The 15,136-nt window shown below is 34.7% G+C and carries 16 protein-coding genes; 11 read left to right on the top strand and 5 right to left on the bottom strand.

The window, feature by feature from the left end; translation table 11 throughout:
* Nucleotides 1–15 precede the first annotated feature (15 nt).
* The 3 genes from CLV00_RS15025 to CLV00_RS15035 form a co-directional block, all read right to left on the bottom strand.
* A complete protein-coding gene (locus CLV00_RS15025) occupies nucleotides 16–792 on the bottom strand; it encodes a 3'-5' exonuclease (RefSeq protein WP_099715941.1) in 777 nt (258 codons plus the stop codon).
* A 173-nt stretch (nucleotides 793–965) separates the two neighbouring features.
* The gene (locus CLV00_RS15030; RefSeq protein ID WP_099715942.1) at nucleotides 966–2,267 is read right to left on the bottom strand and encodes a dihydrolipoamide acetyltransferase family protein; all 1,302 of its coding nucleotides are present in this window, start codon (nucleotides 2,265–2,267) and stop codon (nucleotides 966–968) included.
* Nucleotides 2,268–2,351: 84 nt separating this feature from the next.
* Nucleotides 2,352–3,527, bottom strand: coding sequence for a glycosyltransferase family 2 protein (locus CLV00_RS15035; protein ID WP_099715943.1), 1,176 nt, complete (start codon nucleotides 3,525–3,527; stop codon nucleotides 2,352–2,354).
* Nucleotides 3,528–3,765: 238 nt separating this feature from the next.
* On the opposite strand from CLV00_RS15035, the gene CLV00_RS15040 reads away from it, so the two are divergent.
* The 6 genes from CLV00_RS15040 (at nucleotide 3,766) to CLV00_RS15065 (ending at nucleotide 8,659) form a co-directional block, all read left to right on the top strand.
* Entirely contained in the window at nucleotides 3,766–4,734 is a 969-nt protein-coding gene (locus CLV00_RS15040; RefSeq protein WP_233206917.1) for a T9SS C-terminal target domain-containing protein, read from the top strand.
* Between the two features lie 80 nt (nucleotides 4,735–4,814).
* Nucleotides 4,815–6,677, top strand: a complete 1,863-nt coding sequence (locus CLV00_RS15045; protein WP_099715944.1) for an ABC-F family ATP-binding cassette domain-containing protein — start codon at nucleotides 4,815–4,817, stop codon at nucleotides 6,675–6,677.
* Between the two features lie 256 nt (nucleotides 6,678–6,933).
* Complete coding sequence (locus CLV00_RS15050; RefSeq protein WP_099715945.1) at nucleotides 6,934–7,392, top strand: hypothetical protein; 459 nt, start codon at nucleotides 6,934–6,936, stop codon at nucleotides 7,390–7,392.
* Between the two features lie 104 nt (nucleotides 7,393–7,496).
* The gene (locus tag CLV00_RS15055) at nucleotides 7,497–7,835 is read left to right on the top strand and encodes a hypothetical protein (protein WP_099715946.1); all 339 of its coding nucleotides are present in this window, start codon (nucleotides 7,497–7,499) and stop codon (nucleotides 7,833–7,835) included.
* Between the two features lie 190 nt (nucleotides 7,836–8,025).
* On the top strand, nucleotides 8,026–8,328 hold the full coding sequence (locus CLV00_RS15060; RefSeq protein WP_099715947.1) for a nucleotidyltransferase family protein: 303 nt from the start codon (nucleotides 8,026–8,028) through the stop codon (nucleotides 8,326–8,328).
* Entirely contained in the window at nucleotides 8,318–8,659 is a 342-nt protein-coding gene (locus CLV00_RS15065; protein ID WP_099715948.1) for a DUF86 domain-containing protein, read from the top strand. The genes CLV00_RS15060 and CLV00_RS15065 overlap by 11 nt, the downstream gene beginning before the upstream one ends.
* An 81-nt stretch (nucleotides 8,660–8,740) precedes the next feature.
* On the opposite strand, the gene CLV00_RS15070 is transcribed toward CLV00_RS15065, so the two are convergent.
* Nucleotides 8,741–10,288: an SDR family NAD(P)-dependent oxidoreductase gene (locus tag CLV00_RS15070; protein WP_099715949.1), complete on the bottom strand. Its 1,548-nt coding sequence runs from the start codon at nucleotides 10,286–10,288 to the stop codon at nucleotides 8,741–8,743.
* A 179-nt stretch (nucleotides 10,289–10,467) separates the two neighbouring features.
* Between CLV00_RS15070 and CLV00_RS15075 the strand changes: the two genes are divergently transcribed.
* Nucleotides 10,468–11,259: an O-methyltransferase gene (locus CLV00_RS15075; protein WP_099715950.1), complete on the top strand. Its 792-nt coding sequence runs from the start codon at nucleotides 10,468–10,470 to the stop codon at nucleotides 11,257–11,259.
* Between the two features lie 54 nt (nucleotides 11,260–11,313).
* Here the strand turns inward: CLV00_RS15075 and CLV00_RS15080 are convergent, their stop codons facing one another.
* On the bottom strand, nucleotides 11,314–11,988 hold the full coding sequence (locus CLV00_RS15080) for a hypothetical protein (RefSeq protein WP_099715951.1): 675 nt from the start codon (nucleotides 11,986–11,988) through the stop codon (nucleotides 11,314–11,316).
* A 379-nt stretch (nucleotides 11,989–12,367) separates the two neighbouring features.
* Here CLV00_RS15080 and CLV00_RS15085 point away from each other — a divergent pair, with 379 nt between their 5' ends.
* The 4 genes from CLV00_RS15085 (at nucleotide 12,368) to CLV00_RS15100 (ending at nucleotide 15,069) form a co-directional block, all read left to right on the top strand.
* The gene (locus CLV00_RS15085) at nucleotides 12,368–13,054 is read left to right on the top strand and encodes an ABC transporter ATP-binding protein (RefSeq protein ID WP_099715952.1); all 687 of its coding nucleotides are present in this window, start codon (nucleotides 12,368–12,370) and stop codon (nucleotides 13,052–13,054) included.
* Between the two features lie 153 nt (nucleotides 13,055–13,207).
* Nucleotides 13,208–14,065, top strand: a complete 858-nt coding sequence (locus CLV00_RS15090) for a RimK family alpha-L-glutamate ligase (RefSeq protein ID WP_099715953.1) — start codon at nucleotides 13,208–13,210, stop codon at nucleotides 14,063–14,065.
* A 29-nt stretch (nucleotides 14,066–14,094) separates the two neighbouring features.
* Nucleotides 14,095–14,664 (top strand): cob(I)yrinic acid a,c-diamide adenosyltransferase, encoded by a 570-nt coding sequence (locus CLV00_RS15095; RefSeq protein WP_099715954.1) that lies wholly within the window; start codon nucleotides 14,095–14,097, stop codon nucleotides 14,662–14,664.
* A 183-nt stretch (nucleotides 14,665–14,847) separates the two neighbouring features.
* Nucleotides 14,848–15,069, top strand: coding sequence for a DUF2795 domain-containing protein (locus tag CLV00_RS15100; RefSeq protein ID WP_007138072.1), 222 nt, complete (start codon nucleotides 14,848–14,850; stop codon nucleotides 15,067–15,069).
* Nucleotides 15,070–15,136 lie beyond the last annotated feature (67 nt).

Genomic DNA, 15,136 nt, shown 5'->3' on the forward strand with positions numbered 1-15,136 from the left:
TTATTGATTCAAAAATTAGCTTAATTTATTATTCAGTTTTCGAAGTTTTATTGCCGTTAAAACTTTCTTGGTATACAACGGAAAATCTGCATTTTGTATCCAACTGAAATAACCGGGTTCTGTTTCCAGAATTTTATCCACTTTCACTCCTTTGTGTTTTCCAAAAGTAAAAATCTCTTCATCGTCCTTATCAAAAGCAATCATACCAGCAAAATCAGCGATTTTCTTTCTTGTCGTAAACTCCGATAATGATTTCATATCGTTTTCCAGTTCCGGATAACGATCCAGTTGCGCTTTTAATATTTCATAAGTCGCCATGGTATCCGCTTCTGCAGAATGTGCATTTTCAAGCGTTTTCCCACAATAAAACTTATGCGCCGCGCTTAAAGTTCGCTCTTCCATTTTATGAAAAACGGTCTGTACATCAACTGAAACCCTGTTTTTCATGTCAAAATCTACTCCGGCACGAAGCATTTCCTCTGCCAATAACGGAATATCAAATCGATCCGAGTTAAATCCAGCCAAATCACTGTCTTTAATCATATTATAAACTTGCGCAGCCAGTTCATTAAAAGTAGGCTCATTTGCCACTTTTTCATCGGTAATTCCATGAACAGCTGTTGTTTGTGGCGGAATTGGAATCGTTGGATTAACCAGCCAAGTTTTGCTTTCTTTATTTCCGTTTGGGAAAACTTTGAATATTGAGATTTCTACAATTCTATCTTTTCCGATATCAATTCCTGTAGTTTCAAGATCGAAAAAGCAAATTGGTTTATTGAGTTTGAGTTCCATTTTTAAATTTTGTGTGGATACAAATATATAGGTTAAACACGAATTTGACGAATTATCCCCAAATAATTTCTTCAAGAATTCTTGTCTTTTTGTGCAATTAAAACGGTGTACTAAAATAAAAACCCGACTGATTTTTGAAAATCGGTCGGGTCTACTATTCTAATTATATTTATTTAAACATCTCTGTTTACATCAAAAGCTTCTAAGTACTCAGCAACTCTTTTTACAAAGCTACCTCCTAATGCTCCGTCAACTACTCTGTGGTCATAGCTATGCGACAAGAACATTTTTTGACGAATTCCGATAAAATCTCCTTCTGGAGTTTCGATTACTGCCGGCATTTTACGAATTGCTCCAAGAGCTAAAATCCCAACTTGTGGCTGATTGATAATTGGCGTTCCAAAAACACTTCCAAAAGTCCCCACATTTGTAACCGTATAAGTTCCGCCTTGCGTATCGTCTGGTTTCAGTTTCCCCATTTTAGCACGGTTTCCTAAATCGTTTACCGCTTTTGCCATTCCTACTAAATTCAGTTGGTCAGCGTTTTTAATAACAGGAACAATTAAATTTCCGTTTGGTAACGCAGCAGCCATTCCTAGGTTGATGTTTTTCTTTTTAATGATATAATCACCATCTACAGAAATATTCATTCCAGGGAAATCTTTCAGCGCTTTAGCAACTGCTTCCATAAAAATTGGAGTGTACGTCAATTTCTCCCCTTCTCTTTTTTCGAAAGTAACTTTATTTTTCTCTCTCCATTTTACAATATTCGTCACATCTACTTCAATAAATGATTGTACGTGAGCCGAAGTTTGCACAGAAGCCACCATATAACCAGAAATCAGCTTGCGCATTCTGTCCATTTCTATGATTTCATCACCACCGCTTACTGATACTGGAGCTGCTTTTTGAGCCACTGGAGTTGCAACCGGTTTTTGAACTGCTGCAACCGGAGCCGAAACTGCTGGCTGGCTTGTTCTATTTTTTACGTAGTCTAAAATATCATTTTTAGTAACTCTTCCTTCTTTTCCTGTTCCGGAAATTGATGCTAATTCTGCTACAGAAACCCCTTCTTCTTTGGCAATATTTTTCACTAAAGGCGATAAGAATTTTTCAGAATCAGAGAAATCAGCAGGAACCGCAACCGCTTCTTTGGCTACTTCAACTGTTTTTTCAATAATTGCAACTTCAGCAGGAGCAGCAACTTCTTGAACAGTTTCAGCAACAGCTGCACTATCCGTTTCAATAATGGCAATCGTTTGCCCTACTTGAACCAAATCATCTTTACCGAACAGTTGTTCGACTAAAATACCCGAAACTTCGCTCGGCACTTCACTGTCCACTTTATCAGTAGCAATTTCGAGTACCGCTTCATCGGCTTCAATTTTGTCTCCAACTTGTTTCAACCAATTTGTAATGGTCGCTTCTGCAACGCTTTCTCCCATTTTCGGAAGCTTTAATTCAAATCTTGCCATATTGTTAACCTAAAAGGTGATTTTGATTTTCAGTTTGCGAAATTACTAAATATTTCAAATATAAATTACATTAAATGTAATTTTTTACTCTATTTCTATAATCTCACCTCTCTCGTTACTATTGTTACTTCCTATTAAAAAATTAGCGTTTTTTGGTATAATTTTAAAGGTAAACCTTTTATTTCTTGAAGATTCGAGAATTGCAATACACTCTTTAAAAGAAATGAATTCGTTATCTAAAATAACTTCTGTGCTTATTTTACTCTTAACAGAAGACGAAATTACCATTTTTTCTGTTTTCAAATCGTGAAACAGGACTTTTTTTTGCAAAACTAAACGGAGTTTATCTACTAATTTTTCATTAGCCGAATACAACAGATATAATTTTGGAGTCATTTTTATCCCGAAGTTTCGCGAGGATTTTCCTTGAAACATTTTTGCCAAAGAGAAAAAGACAATTCCTATTTTCATAAAAAGTGAGAATAACACGGATACACGAAAATGCTTTTTATAAAAAAAATTCATCGCTTCCTGAAAACGTTTCATATACGTTTCGTCTTTAATGGTACTTTCTCCTTTATAATGGATTACGGTGGTTTCATGAAAATAAAAATTAGATTTTCCTTCTTTCAGGACTCGATACGACAAATCGATATCGTCAGAATACATGAAACAATCTTCATCAAATCCACCCATTTCAAGATATAAATCTCTTTTCATAAACATAAAAGCCCCAACGAGAATATCCACTTTTCCGGTTTGGTTTTCGTTTAAATGCGCAGCATAATATTTTCCGAAAGTCCTTGATTTAGGAAATAATTTATACAAACCCGTAATTTTTGTAAATGCAACAAAAGGCGTTGGAACACCGCGCTTGCTTTCGGGAAGAAAATTCCCGGTTCCATCAATGAGTTTACAACCCAAGATTCCTAAATCTGATTGTTTTTGGGCGAAAGCCAATACTTTTACAAATGTATCTTCAGCGACAACAGTATCAGGATTCAGAATACAAATGTATTCGCCTTGAGCTTGAGCAACTCCTATATTATTGCCTTTTGGGAAACCTATATTTTCGTTGTTTTGAATCAGTTTTACCTTTGGAAAACGCTGTTTCATCATTGCAAAACTGTCATCCGAAGAATTATTATCTATTACAATAATTTCTCCATCAATGGTTTCTAATGCATTTTGAACACTTAGGACACATTGCTCCAAAAAGAAACGAACATTATAATTAAGGATGATGACGGATAGTTGCATTCTTCAAAGATATATTTTAAGATGTAAAGACACAAAGGTTCAAAATTTAAAAACACAAAAACATATTTCTCCTTAGCCCCGATAAAGCCGATATCCTTTGAGAGGAACGAACAAAGATAAAGGCGTAAGCGGGAACGATATCAGCAAATAAATCCAAATCATTCGCTCCAGATTAAGATTTTAATCTTTAGAATCCATTACTTTTGGAGAACACTAACGACTCTATACCTTTTAAACATTGAAAAAGATATTCTCATTATTATTCTTGATTTTTTTTAACCCTGCACAGTCTCAAATTTCAGGTTGCACGGATCCACTTTCTAAAAACTACAATCCAGCTGCTACTATTAATGACGGAAGTTGTGTCTATACTTCGGTAAAAATTAAACCCAAATACTCCGTAAAATTAGATGCGGTTCTGAAAGAAACTTCAAGTTTGACACAAAGTGATTCGCTGTTATGGACCAGTAATGACAACACTGACAAAGCACTTTATGCGATTAATAACAAAGGTGTTATTCAAAATAAAATCCAGCTCAAGAACACTACCAATACCGACTGGGAAGAAATTGCACAAGACAACGACTACTTTTACATTGGCGATTTTGGAAATAATGTCTCCGGAAACAGGAAAGACCTGCATATATTGCGAGTCGAAAAACAATCGTTTTCACAGAACAATCCAAAAATTGATACGCTTTCGTTTTCGTATTCCAATCAAACCAATTTCACCAAAACCAAGTCCAATGCGACCAATTTTGATTGTGAAGCTTTTATTGTTTCCGGAGAGAATATTTTCTTATTTACCAAACAATGGAAAGACAAAAAAACCAGTATCTATGTGATTCCGAAGATTCCCGGTAAGCACGTTGCTCAACTGAAAGAATCCTATGATGTAAAAGGATTGATTACCTCAGCAACTTATTTACCTAAAAAAAAGCTACTCGTTCTTGCGGGCTACAGCAGGTTTTTATCGCCTTTCATTTATCTGCTTTACGATTATAATGATTCCGGTTTCTTTTCCGGAAATAAGAGAAAAATCAATATTGCACTTCCGTTTTATCAGATGGAAGGCATCAGCACCCAAGATGGACTTCATTATTATTTGACCAATGAAAATTTCATCAGAAAACCAATTATAAATGTCCCACAAAAGTTACATCAATTCGATTTAAGTGCATTTCTAACCAATTATCTGAAACAATAATTGTTAATGAAAACTTAGATTCGACTAAACAATTGGCAAATCGTTATTTAATAGCTTACTTTTGCAAAAAATTTAGCCTTGTGAATTACCTTTCTGTAGAAAATATCTCGAAATCTTTTGGTGAACGTACGTTGTTTAAAGACATCTCGTTTGGAATTAATAAAGATCAAAAAATTGCTTTCATAGCCAAAAACGGTTCTGGAAAAACGACTATTATGAGTATCATTAATGGTCTAGAAGAATCTGATACTGGACAAGTCGTATTGAGAAAAGGCATCAAAATGGCTTTCCTTTCGCAAAATAATAACTTGCAGGACGAATTAACCATTGAAGAAAGCATTTTTGCATCGGATAACGAGACTTTGAAAGTGATTGAAGCCTATGAAAAAGCGTTAGAAAATCCAGAAGACGAAGAAGCCTACCAAAAAGCTTTTGACGGAATGGATCAGCACAATGCGTGGGATTTTGAAACGCAGTACAAGCAAATTTTGTTCAAACTGAAATTGGAAAATTTCAAACTGAAAGTAAAAAATCTTTCCGGTGGACAGAAAAAACGTTTATCACTGGCTATCATTTTAATTAATCGTCCCGACTTGTTAATTCTGGATGAGCCTACAAATCACTTGGATTTAGAAATGATTGAATGGCTGGAAAGCTATTTTGCCAAAGAAAACATAACGTTGTTTATGGTGACGCACGACCGTTTCTTTTTGGAGCGTGTTTGTAATGAAATCATCGAACTGGACAACGGAAAACTATACCAATACAAAGGAAATTACTCCTATTATTTAGAGAAAAAAGAAGAACGTATCGCATCCGAAAATTCGAGTGTGGATAAAGCACAGAATCTTTTTGTAAAAGAATTGGAATGGATGCGCCGTCAGCCAAAAGCGAGAACGACAAAATCGAAATCGCGTCAGGATGATTTTTATGAAATCAAGGAAAAAGCACAAAGTCGCCGTCGCGAAAATAAAGTAGAGCTTGAAATTAATATGGAACGTATGGGAAGCAAGATTATTGAGCTTCACAAAATCTCCAAAAAATTCAAGGATCACGTCATCATGGATAATTTCAGTTTTGATTTTCAACGTGGCGAACGCATTGGAATAATTGGAAAAAACGGAACCGGGAAATCGACTTTCTTGAATTTATTGACTGGAACTTTACCGCTTGATGGTGGAAAAGTAGTGATTGGTGAAACCATAAAAGTGGGTTACTACACACAAAGCGGTATTAATCCAAAACCGGGTCAGCGCGTGATTGATGTGATTAAGGAATACGGAGAATTCATTCCGTTGATGAAAGGGAAATTGATTTCAGCTTCGCAATTGTTAGAACGTTTCCTGTTTGATGCTAAAAAACAATATGACTTTGTGGACCGATTGAGCGGTGGCGAATTGAAACGTTTGTACTTGTGTACAGTTTTAATTCAGAATCCGAATTTTTTGATTCTGGATGAGCCAACGAATGATTTGGATATTGTGACGCTGAATGTTTTGGAAAGCTTCCTTTTGGATTATCCAGGTTGCCTTTTAGTGGTTTCTCACGATAGGTATTTCATGGATAAAATTGTGGATCACTTATTTATTTTTAGAGGTGATGGTGTAGTAGAAGATTTCCCTGGAAACTATTCTGATTTTAGAGCCTACGAAGACAGCACTGATGTAGCGCAAAAAGAAGAAAACAAAGCCGAAAAGAAAGACTGGAAACAAAATAATCCAACTGGAAACCTAACGTTCAACGAGCAAAAAGAATTTCAGAAAATCGAACGAGAAATCAAAGATTTAGAGATTCAAAAAGTAGCTATCGAGCAATTATTCTCGGATGGAAAAGTGCAAGAAAGTGATGTAATGACCAAAGCCAAAGAATTAGAAAACATCAACAATAAGATTGAAGATAAAGAGGAAAGATGGTTTGAGCTTTCTGCGAAGATAGAAGGATAAAAATAGTATTCAGTGTTCAGTCATAGTTTGCATTACAGAACATTAATCCTATTAGTTTACACCCACAACAGAATCTAATTCTGTTGTGGGTTTGTTTTTTTAGTAAAAAACTAATTTTAAATTAGGTAAGAAATATTAGAATAATTAAAAGTTCATCTAATTATTTATAGTTTATTTTATATATTTTTGAGAAAAATAAAGCTTGATGTTTATATAGAATAATAACCTAATCGACCTTAAAAAATCCTACTTCAGAATGAAATTTCAATTATTAATAATTTTCACCTTCTGTATACCTAATATTTATAGTCAAAATAAAACAATAATTACGTACGACATAACTGAAAATAAGGCTATAGAAAATGTAAATTTTATATTTAATGGAGGCACCAACTATAGTTCAAACAAAAATGGCAGGGTAATATTAAAATCAATTCCTTCTGAAAATGTAGTGATTACACATATTGCCTACGATACAATAAACACTAAGATTTCATCCCTACGAGATACACTTTTCTTAAATAAGAGAATTACAAAACTGAATGAGATTGTTATCCACAAAAAGAGAATAAAGATAATTTATCCTAAAAAATCTGTTGGCAACTTAAATCCTAGAAACTATGGAACGTCAGCTCCATTAGATGAAAAGAACATATATGCTGTTCATATTCCGAACAATTTAAATGTTAATTTTTTATCAACAGTATTACATTAGAACCCACAGATTTTTCGATTGCATATCTTAATGAGAAAGATAAAATCAAATCTGAACGTTATAAAAATCAGAAATATGCTCCTTTTAAACTAAATTTATATACAGTGGATTCTATATACGACATTCCGGATCAGCGCATTTTTGAGAAAGATTTTATTTTAAAATTAGAGGAAGGTAAAAAATACGTAACTCTTAAATTAGACAACCAAATAGAAATAAATAATACAGGTTTTTTTATAGCACTTTCACCTTTTTCAAAAGAAGAATATGAAAGCTTAGCTTTTGAAAGATCTCCTGCTTTTAAACATATTCAAGCGAATAAAGATATTGAATATAGAGTCTTAACAAAAAATGAGAAAGTTGATTCCAGTATTTGGAAACAAACACAAAGAAGCAAAGATTACAATCAAGTTTTATATTTTGAATTAGAAATAGAATATTAATTACTATTACTAAATAAGCTTGCAAGTCCAGCTCTTAGAAGTATACAATAGTTCTTGATTACGCTGCACAAATGCCTCGGACTTTGCGCCTATAACGGTGAACCACTTAATAGGTCAAACAGGAATTTGAATAGTCAAAATTCCAGTAAATGAATTATTTTGCGTATTTTTGAATTATACTATTTAAACCATGAATCCAATAGAAAGCCATACTACTGATATCACTAAATTATGCAAAACACATAATGTCAAGTCATTGTATGCATTTGGTTCTGTTTTAACTGATAAATTCAATACGGAAAGTGACATTGACTTAATCGTTGAATTTCAACCATTAGATGTCTTGGATTATGTAGATAATTATTATGATTTAAAATTTTCATTAGAAACGATATTAAAAAGAGAAATTGATTTGCTTGAAGAAAAAGCAATTAAAAATCCTTATTTCAGAAAAACTATAAATCAAAATAAACAACTGATTTATGGACAATAATATTAAAACTTGGCTTTATGATATTTTAAGTTCCATCAATGAAATAGAAAGTTATTTTATTGATAGACCAAAAGAATTTAAAGTCTATGAAAATGATGTAAGAACAAAAAGAGCTGTCGAAAGGAATATTGAAATCATTGGTGAAGCAATGAACCGAATTTTAAAAGAAGATAGTGAAATAATTATTTCAAACTCCAGAAAAATAGTTGATGTTAGAAATAGAATAATTCACGGTTATGATTCCGTTTCTGACGACGTGATTTGGGGAATTGTAATTCGACATTTACCCATTCTACAAAAAGAGGTCGAAAAAATGCTGAGAGAACAATAAACAATACTGACATTAACACATAAAAAAACCACAACAGAATTAGATTCTGTTGTGGTTTTTTATTTTATAAATCTGAAGTTTCTACCAAGGAATCGGATTGTAATCTTTCAAAAACTTACCGCACCAATGCTTTCCGGTATTGATACCGTCAAACAATGGATCCATAACTCGTGCAGCTCCATCTACAATATCCAATGGCGGTTGAAAATCTTCTTCTTCTTGCTTTCTTTTGGCTAATTCTGCCGGATCTTCGTCGGTTACCCAACCAGTGTCTACCGCATTCATAAAAATACCATCTTTTGCCAAAGTTCCCGAAGAAGTATGTGTCAACATATTCAAAGCGGCTTTAGCCATATTAGTATGCGGATGGCGGTCTTCCTTGAAAAAGCGATGAAACTTCCCTTCCATTGCCGACACATTGATGATGTGTTTTTTTCCGGTGTTGTCTTTCTTCATTACTTCCGAAAGGCGGTTGCACAATACAAAAGGTGCCACCGAATTCACCAATTGTACTTCTATCATCTCCGTGGTTTCTATTTGTCCCAATCGCAAGCGCCAACTGTTGGTTTTTCTTAAATCTACTTGCTGCAAATCGGCATCAAGTTCTCCTTCCGGAAAAACTTCGTTTGCCACGAGCGCATTATCAAACGAATACGGAATCTGTGATAATTTGGCAGAAGCCCGCAACCCAATTCCAGGTTCTGGTCCGTGCCAAGTAACTGGCATATTCTGATTTGGAGAAGCTCCAGATGTCAATACTTTCAATTCATCCAAACAATTGGTATGATCCAATAATAATTCTTGCGCTTGTTTGGGCAAAGAAGCTATGGAACGCTCTTCATTTTCCATTAAATGGGTATAGAATCCGGCAGGACGTCTCACCGTTTGCGCTGCATTATTGATTAAAATATCCAAACGTTCGTATTTCTGCTCTATGAAATTGCAAAAAATCTCCACACTGGGAATGTGTCTCAAATCCAATCCGTGAATTTTCAAACGATGTCCCCAATCCATAAAATCGTCTTCCTTAGAAAAACGCAATGCTGAATCCACAGGAAAACGGGTCGTTGCAATAACTGTTGCTCCACCTCGTAAAAGCATCAACGTAATATGATACCCAATTTTTAAGCGAGAACCTGTAATGACTGCCACTTGTCCTTGTACATCTGCCGTTTGAAAACGTTTGGCATAATTAAAATCACCACAATCGGCACACATCGTATCATAAAAGTGGTGCATTTTAGTAAACTCAGTTTTACAAACGTAACAATTTCGTGGAGTTTCCAGTTCCAATTGCTCTTTGTGGGCAAGATCATGTGAAGCCAATAATTTTGGCGCTACAAAAATACTCGCTTCACGCGCATGACGGATTCCAGTTTCCTTCCGGGCGGTACGGTCGCGTTTTTCCATTTTGCGTTTGGCAGCCACTTTTCCGTCTTTTTTTCTACGGGAAAGCTCATCACGATCGGGTCTGGAAAACATTCCAGCCGCTTTGATTAAAGCTGTACGTTGTTCTTTTGGAATATCAAATATTTGGTCGGTATCGGTATTCAATTGTGCCAAAATAGCGATGCATCGGTCAATTTCCTCCGAGCTTATGGCACTTTTATTTTCTATTTGTTCAATCATTATCGTAAAAAATAGGTATTATTCTTGGTGTAAATTCCAAGCGCGCAAAGATAGGCTTTTAAAGTCGTAAAGTTTCAAGGTCATAAAGTCCTAAGTCCAAGTGCGAAGATGAAGTCATTCTATCTTTTGACTTTCGACTATAATCTTACTATCTTCGCACCTACCTTCTAACAATCTCTATGTTTTTCCAAATAAAATCGTACTTACAATTCCTTTGGCACTCAAAAAATGAGCATGCTGTACATTCACCTTTTGTGTTTAATTTGTTGACGAAATGTTTTTATGATAAAAAATCAAAACCGGAATATGCTATTTTAAAAAAATACAGAAACTCGCTTTTAGCTAATAACAATACGATTGAAGTCACTGATTTTGGTGCAGGTTCGAAAGTTTTTAAATCGAATACAAGAGTTATTTCCAAGATTGCAAAAACAGCGGGGATTTCTCCAAAACGAGCCGAATTATTATTTAGAATCACAAATTATTTACAGCCCGATACGATATTAGAAATTGGAACTTCGTTAGGATTGGCGACTGCTGCGCTTTCTTTAGGGTCCCGAAGCATCGGGATAAAAGCAAAAATCACAACTCTGGAAGGTTGTCCCGAAACTGCAAAACAAGCTCAATTGCAATTTCAAAAATTCAATTTCAATACTATACGTTCCGAAATAACAGAGTTCAGTACTTATCTGCAAAACTGTACACTGAACACTGAACACTTTTCCTTAATTTACTTCGACGGTAATCACTCTAAGAAAGCAACACTGGACTATTTTGAATTATTACTTCCTACGATAACAAACGAAACCGTTTGGATATTCGATGACATTCATTGGTCGCCAGAAATGGAAGAGGCTTGGAAAATCATAAAAAACCATCCAAAAGTGACGGTGACTCTTGATACGTTTCAGTGGGGATTGGTATTTTTTAGAAGAGAACAACCCAAAGAGCATTTTGTGATTCGTACCTAAAAAAAAATGACAGCCATTGCTGACTGTCATTTCTAACATTGAATTAATTATTCCTTATTCTTTAGCTTTTTTCATTTCACCAGATTTTGCTCCCATTCTGTTTACAGTATACATTGGTGCAAATTTCAATTTTAAACTAGCAATTTTTCTGTTATCATCACCTGAAAGTCCTTCTTTTTCAACAGTATTTTTTCTGCTGTCCAATGCTTCATACATCAATTTAATTTCATCCCAGTCTTCACGAGAATAAGCATCTTTATTTGTTTCAACAGTACTTACAAATTGTTGATAAACACCAAGAATATTGTCTTTGTTTACCCAAGTAAAGCTCATGTCATCCCCAATTTTTCCTTCACCAAACAAAGCATTTCTTAGTTGTTGTTTTGGGTTTGCAGCTACAGCAGCTTGAGCATTCTCTTGCATTTCAGCTTCATATTTAGCTTTTAACGCTTCGTATTTAGCAGTTGCAGCATCAAGACGTTCTTGCGCTTCTGCGTTATCTTTCATATTTGCCAAGGCTGCTTGAGCATCTCCGCTTCTTAATTGATACGTAGCTTCAATTCCTTGCCAGTTTGCTTTAGCATCCTCTGAAGCAACATTTCCTAATGAATCAACATACATTACATACGTATCTACCGTTTTTTCTGCTTGTTCAGCTTTCTCATCTTTACATGAAGTAAATCCTAAAGCGATTACCGCTATTCCTAACACCATTTTTGTACTTTTCATAACTACTTGATTTGATTAATATTATTTATGTAAATTTAAGTAACATTATTCGATTCATAATTATAATCCAAAAATCTTATAAATATTACATATAATTATGAAATAAAGAGAAATAAAGTGTGAATTATATAAACTAACCCTGAAATAGTATAAATAATTACGGCTGATTCTATGTATTAAAAATTGCCTTTTAAAAGAAATTAGCAAAAAACGCAATTGTTTGATTTTAAAAAAGTTAGTTCTTATTTAAAATTAAGGCGCAAAATGTAACAAATTTTAAAAAACAACTACTTATTAATAATTCAAAAGTCTTTTGTACTTTTAAAATCTAATTTAATAGCAGCCTACGCTCCGTCGAAGGTCAAAATCATATATTCTAATGGCAAACCCGCTAATCAAAATAACCAATATCAAACGAGATTTTGTACTTGGAAATGAAATCGTTTATGTTCTTAAAGGCATTGATTTAGAAATAAATAAAGGTGAATATGTAGCATTAATGGGACCTTCAGGATCTGGAAAATCAACTTTAATGAATTTATTAGGTTGTTTAGACACACCAACTTCCGGGAGTTACATCCTCAACGGAAAAGACGTCAGCCAGATGAAAGATGATGAATTAGCCGAAATTCGAAATAAAGAAATAGGATTCGTTTTCCAGACTTTCAACCTTTTACCCAGAACCACCGCATTAGATAACGTGGCTTTACCCATGATTTATGCCGGATTTTCAAAATCAGAAAGAAAAGCAAGAGCTACCGAAGTTTTAGAACAAGTAAATCTTGCAGACAGAATGGACCACCAACCCAATCAGCTTTCGGGTGGACAACGTCAGCGTGTGGCAATCGCCCGTGCTTTGGTCAACAAACCGTCCATCATTCTTGCCGATGAACCTACCGGAAATCTGGACAGTAAAACATCATTAGAAATCATGAAACTTTTTGGAGACATCCACGCCAATGGAAATACCGTAATTCTGGTAACCCACGAGGAAGAAATCGCCGCTTACGCCAATCGCGTAATTCGCTTACGTGACGGACTTATAGAAAGCGATACCTCTAAATAGTTTTTTCAGGAGCTTTTTCCGGCTATCCGCTTGTATCTCTTTCTTGTCATTCTTCCTTCGTCTGAATGACAAGAAAGAGGATATCGCTTTTATCCGGGCTAGGAAATCCAAATTACGATTGCGTTTAAAATTCCAAATAACACCCACCAAAAAATGAAAATCGCTATACTAACCTGCGAAAAACTTCCAGACCTAAATCCCGAAGATCAAAAAATAATTCCGGCATTAGCCAAACATAATATAGAAGCCAGCGCCGCTATTTGGAGCGACAAAAGCATCAATTGGACTGATTTTGATTATCTGATTTTTCGCAATACTTGGGATTATTTCGAGAAAGAAACCGAGTTTAAAATTTGGCTCGACCAAATAGAAAAACTGGGAATCAAAACACTAAATCCCATTGAAGTAATCAAGCAAAACATCCATAAGTTTTACTTGCGTGAAATGGAACAGCAGGGAATCACCATTTTGCCAACCGTTTTCATTGATAAAACAGATCATCTTAATCTTGCTGAATTGATACCTACACATTGGAAAAAAGCGGTTATAAAACCCGCATTTTCTGCTGGTTCCTATCTCACCGAAGTTTTTGACGTATCCGAAATTCAGGAAATAAGCACAAAATATAAAAGTATTGCAGCTGAGAAAGAGTTGCTTTTACAGGAATTCATGCCCGAAATTCAAACATTGGGCGAAACTTCTTTTATCTTTTTCAATAAAAAATTCTCACATGCGGTCAATAAAAAACCCGTGGATGGCGATTTTAGAGTACAATCCCTTTTTGGAGGAAAATACAATTTGGTTCAACCCAGTCAGGAACTAATTGAAAAAGCGCAAAAAATTGCCAATACATTTCCAGAGAATTTACTCTATGCGCGAGTAGACGGAATCCTTATTGAGAACGAACTCTATTTAATGGAAATTGAATGCATTGAACCTGATTTATATTTCAATCTCAGTGAAAATTCACTGGAACGATTTGTTGCAGCAATAGTGGAATTAATACGCTAAATTTGTTTTTTAAATCAAATAAACGGTAGATGAAAGTATATACAAAGACTGGAGATAAAGGAACAACAGCACTTTTTGGCGGAACAAGAGTCCCAAAAGACCATGCCCGAATTGAAAGTTACGGAACTGTTGACGAATTGAATTCTCATATTGGTCTGATTCGCGATCAGGAAATGAATGCGCATTACAAAGAAATCCTTATCGAAATCCAAGATCGTCTATTTACTGTTGGTGCAATATTAGCAACGCCACCGGAAAAAGAAGTGATGAAAAACGGAGAACTTCGTTTAAAAAAATTGGGGATTATAGAATCTGACATTGAATTATTGGAAAATGAAATTGACGCTATGGAAGAAGCATTGCCGCCAATGACTCATTTTGTACTTCCAGGCGGACATACTACTGTGTCATATTGTCATATTGCACGTTGTGTTTGTCGCAGAGCAGAGCGTTTATCCGTTCATTTAAGCCACAATGAACCCGTTCCTGAAATAGCAATCAAGTACTTAAACCGACTTTCTGACTACCTTTTTGTGTTGGCACGAAAGTTGTCTCATGATTTGAACGCTGCCGAAGTTCAATGGATTCCGAGGAAGTAGGATTTCAGATTGAAGATTAACGATTTTTGATTTCAGATGTATTTAAAAAATCAAAAATCGTTAATCTGAAATCAAAAATCAGCAATCAACAAAACGTTCTTAACTTTAACTAAAAATAAATGATTTTTTACTTGTCTTTTTCAGTAAAAAATTTATTTTTGCACAAAACTAAATCGACAACACATGTATTGGACATTAGAATTAGCATCTTATTTAAGCGATGCACCGTGGCCTGCTAACAAAGACGAACTTATTGACTACGCTATTAGAGCAGGAGCTCCATTAGAAGTAGTAGAAAACCTTCAATCTATAGAGGATGAAGGCGAGATATATGAATCAATGGAAGAAATTTGGCCAGATTATCCAACTGACGAAGATTATCTTTGGAATGAGGATGAATATTAAAAAGTAAACCAAGAAAAAGTCTCAAAAGAGGCTTTTTTTTTGTTTAAATTTACAGAATTACACAAAC

It is taken from the genome of Flavobacterium sp. 11 (assembly GCF_002754315.1).
Taxonomy (GTDB): domain Bacteria; phylum Bacteroidota; class Bacteroidia; order Flavobacteriales; family Flavobacteriaceae; genus Flavobacterium; species Flavobacterium algoritolerans.

Bases quoted from the DNA above. Each gene is read 5' to 3' on its own strand.
- CLV00_RS15090 (WP_099715953.1), top strand. From the start codon at position 13,208: ATGAAAATCGCTATACTAACCTGCGAAAAACTTCCAGACCTAAATCCC.
- CLV00_RS15085 (WP_099715952.1), top strand. From the start codon at position 12,368: ATGGCAAACCCGCTAATCAAAATAACCAATATCAAACGAGATTTTGTA.
- CLV00_RS15035 (WP_099715943.1), bottom strand. From the start codon at position 3,527: ATGCAACTATCCGTCATCATCCTTAATTATAATGTTCGTTTCTTTTTG.
- CLV00_RS15095 (WP_099715954.1), top strand. From the start codon at position 14,095: ATGAAAGTATATACAAAGACTGGAGATAAAGGAACAACAGCACTTTTT.
- CLV00_RS15080 (WP_099715951.1), bottom strand. From the start codon at position 11,988: ATGAAAAGTACAAAAATGGTGTTAGGAATAGCGGTAATCGCTTTAGGA.
- CLV00_RS15025 (WP_099715941.1), bottom strand. From the start codon at position 792: ATGGAACTCAAACTCAATAAACCAATTTGCTTTTTCGATCTTGAAACT.
- CLV00_RS15100 (WP_007138072.1), top strand. From the start codon at position 14,848: ATGTATTGGACATTAGAATTAGCATCTTATTTAAGCGATGCACCGTGG.
- CLV00_RS15050 (WP_099715945.1), top strand. From the start codon at position 6,934: ATGAAATTTCAATTATTAATAATTTTCACCTTCTGTATACCTAATATT.
- CLV00_RS15075 (WP_099715950.1), top strand. From the start codon at position 10,468: ATGTTTTTCCAAATAAAATCGTACTTACAATTCCTTTGGCACTCAAAA.
- CLV00_RS15030 (WP_099715942.1), bottom strand. From the start codon at position 2,267: ATGGCAAGATTTGAATTAAAGCTTCCGAAAATGGGAGAAAGCGTTGCA.
- CLV00_RS15060 (WP_099715947.1), top strand. From the start codon at position 8,026: ATGAATCCAATAGAAAGCCATACTACTGATATCACTAAATTATGCAAA.
- CLV00_RS15065 (WP_099715948.1), top strand. From the start codon at position 8,318: ATGGACAATAATATTAAAACTTGGCTTTATGATATTTTAAGTTCCATC.
- CLV00_RS15070 (WP_099715949.1), bottom strand. From the start codon at position 10,288: ATGATTGAACAAATAGAAAATAAAAGTGCCATAAGCTCGGAGGAAATT.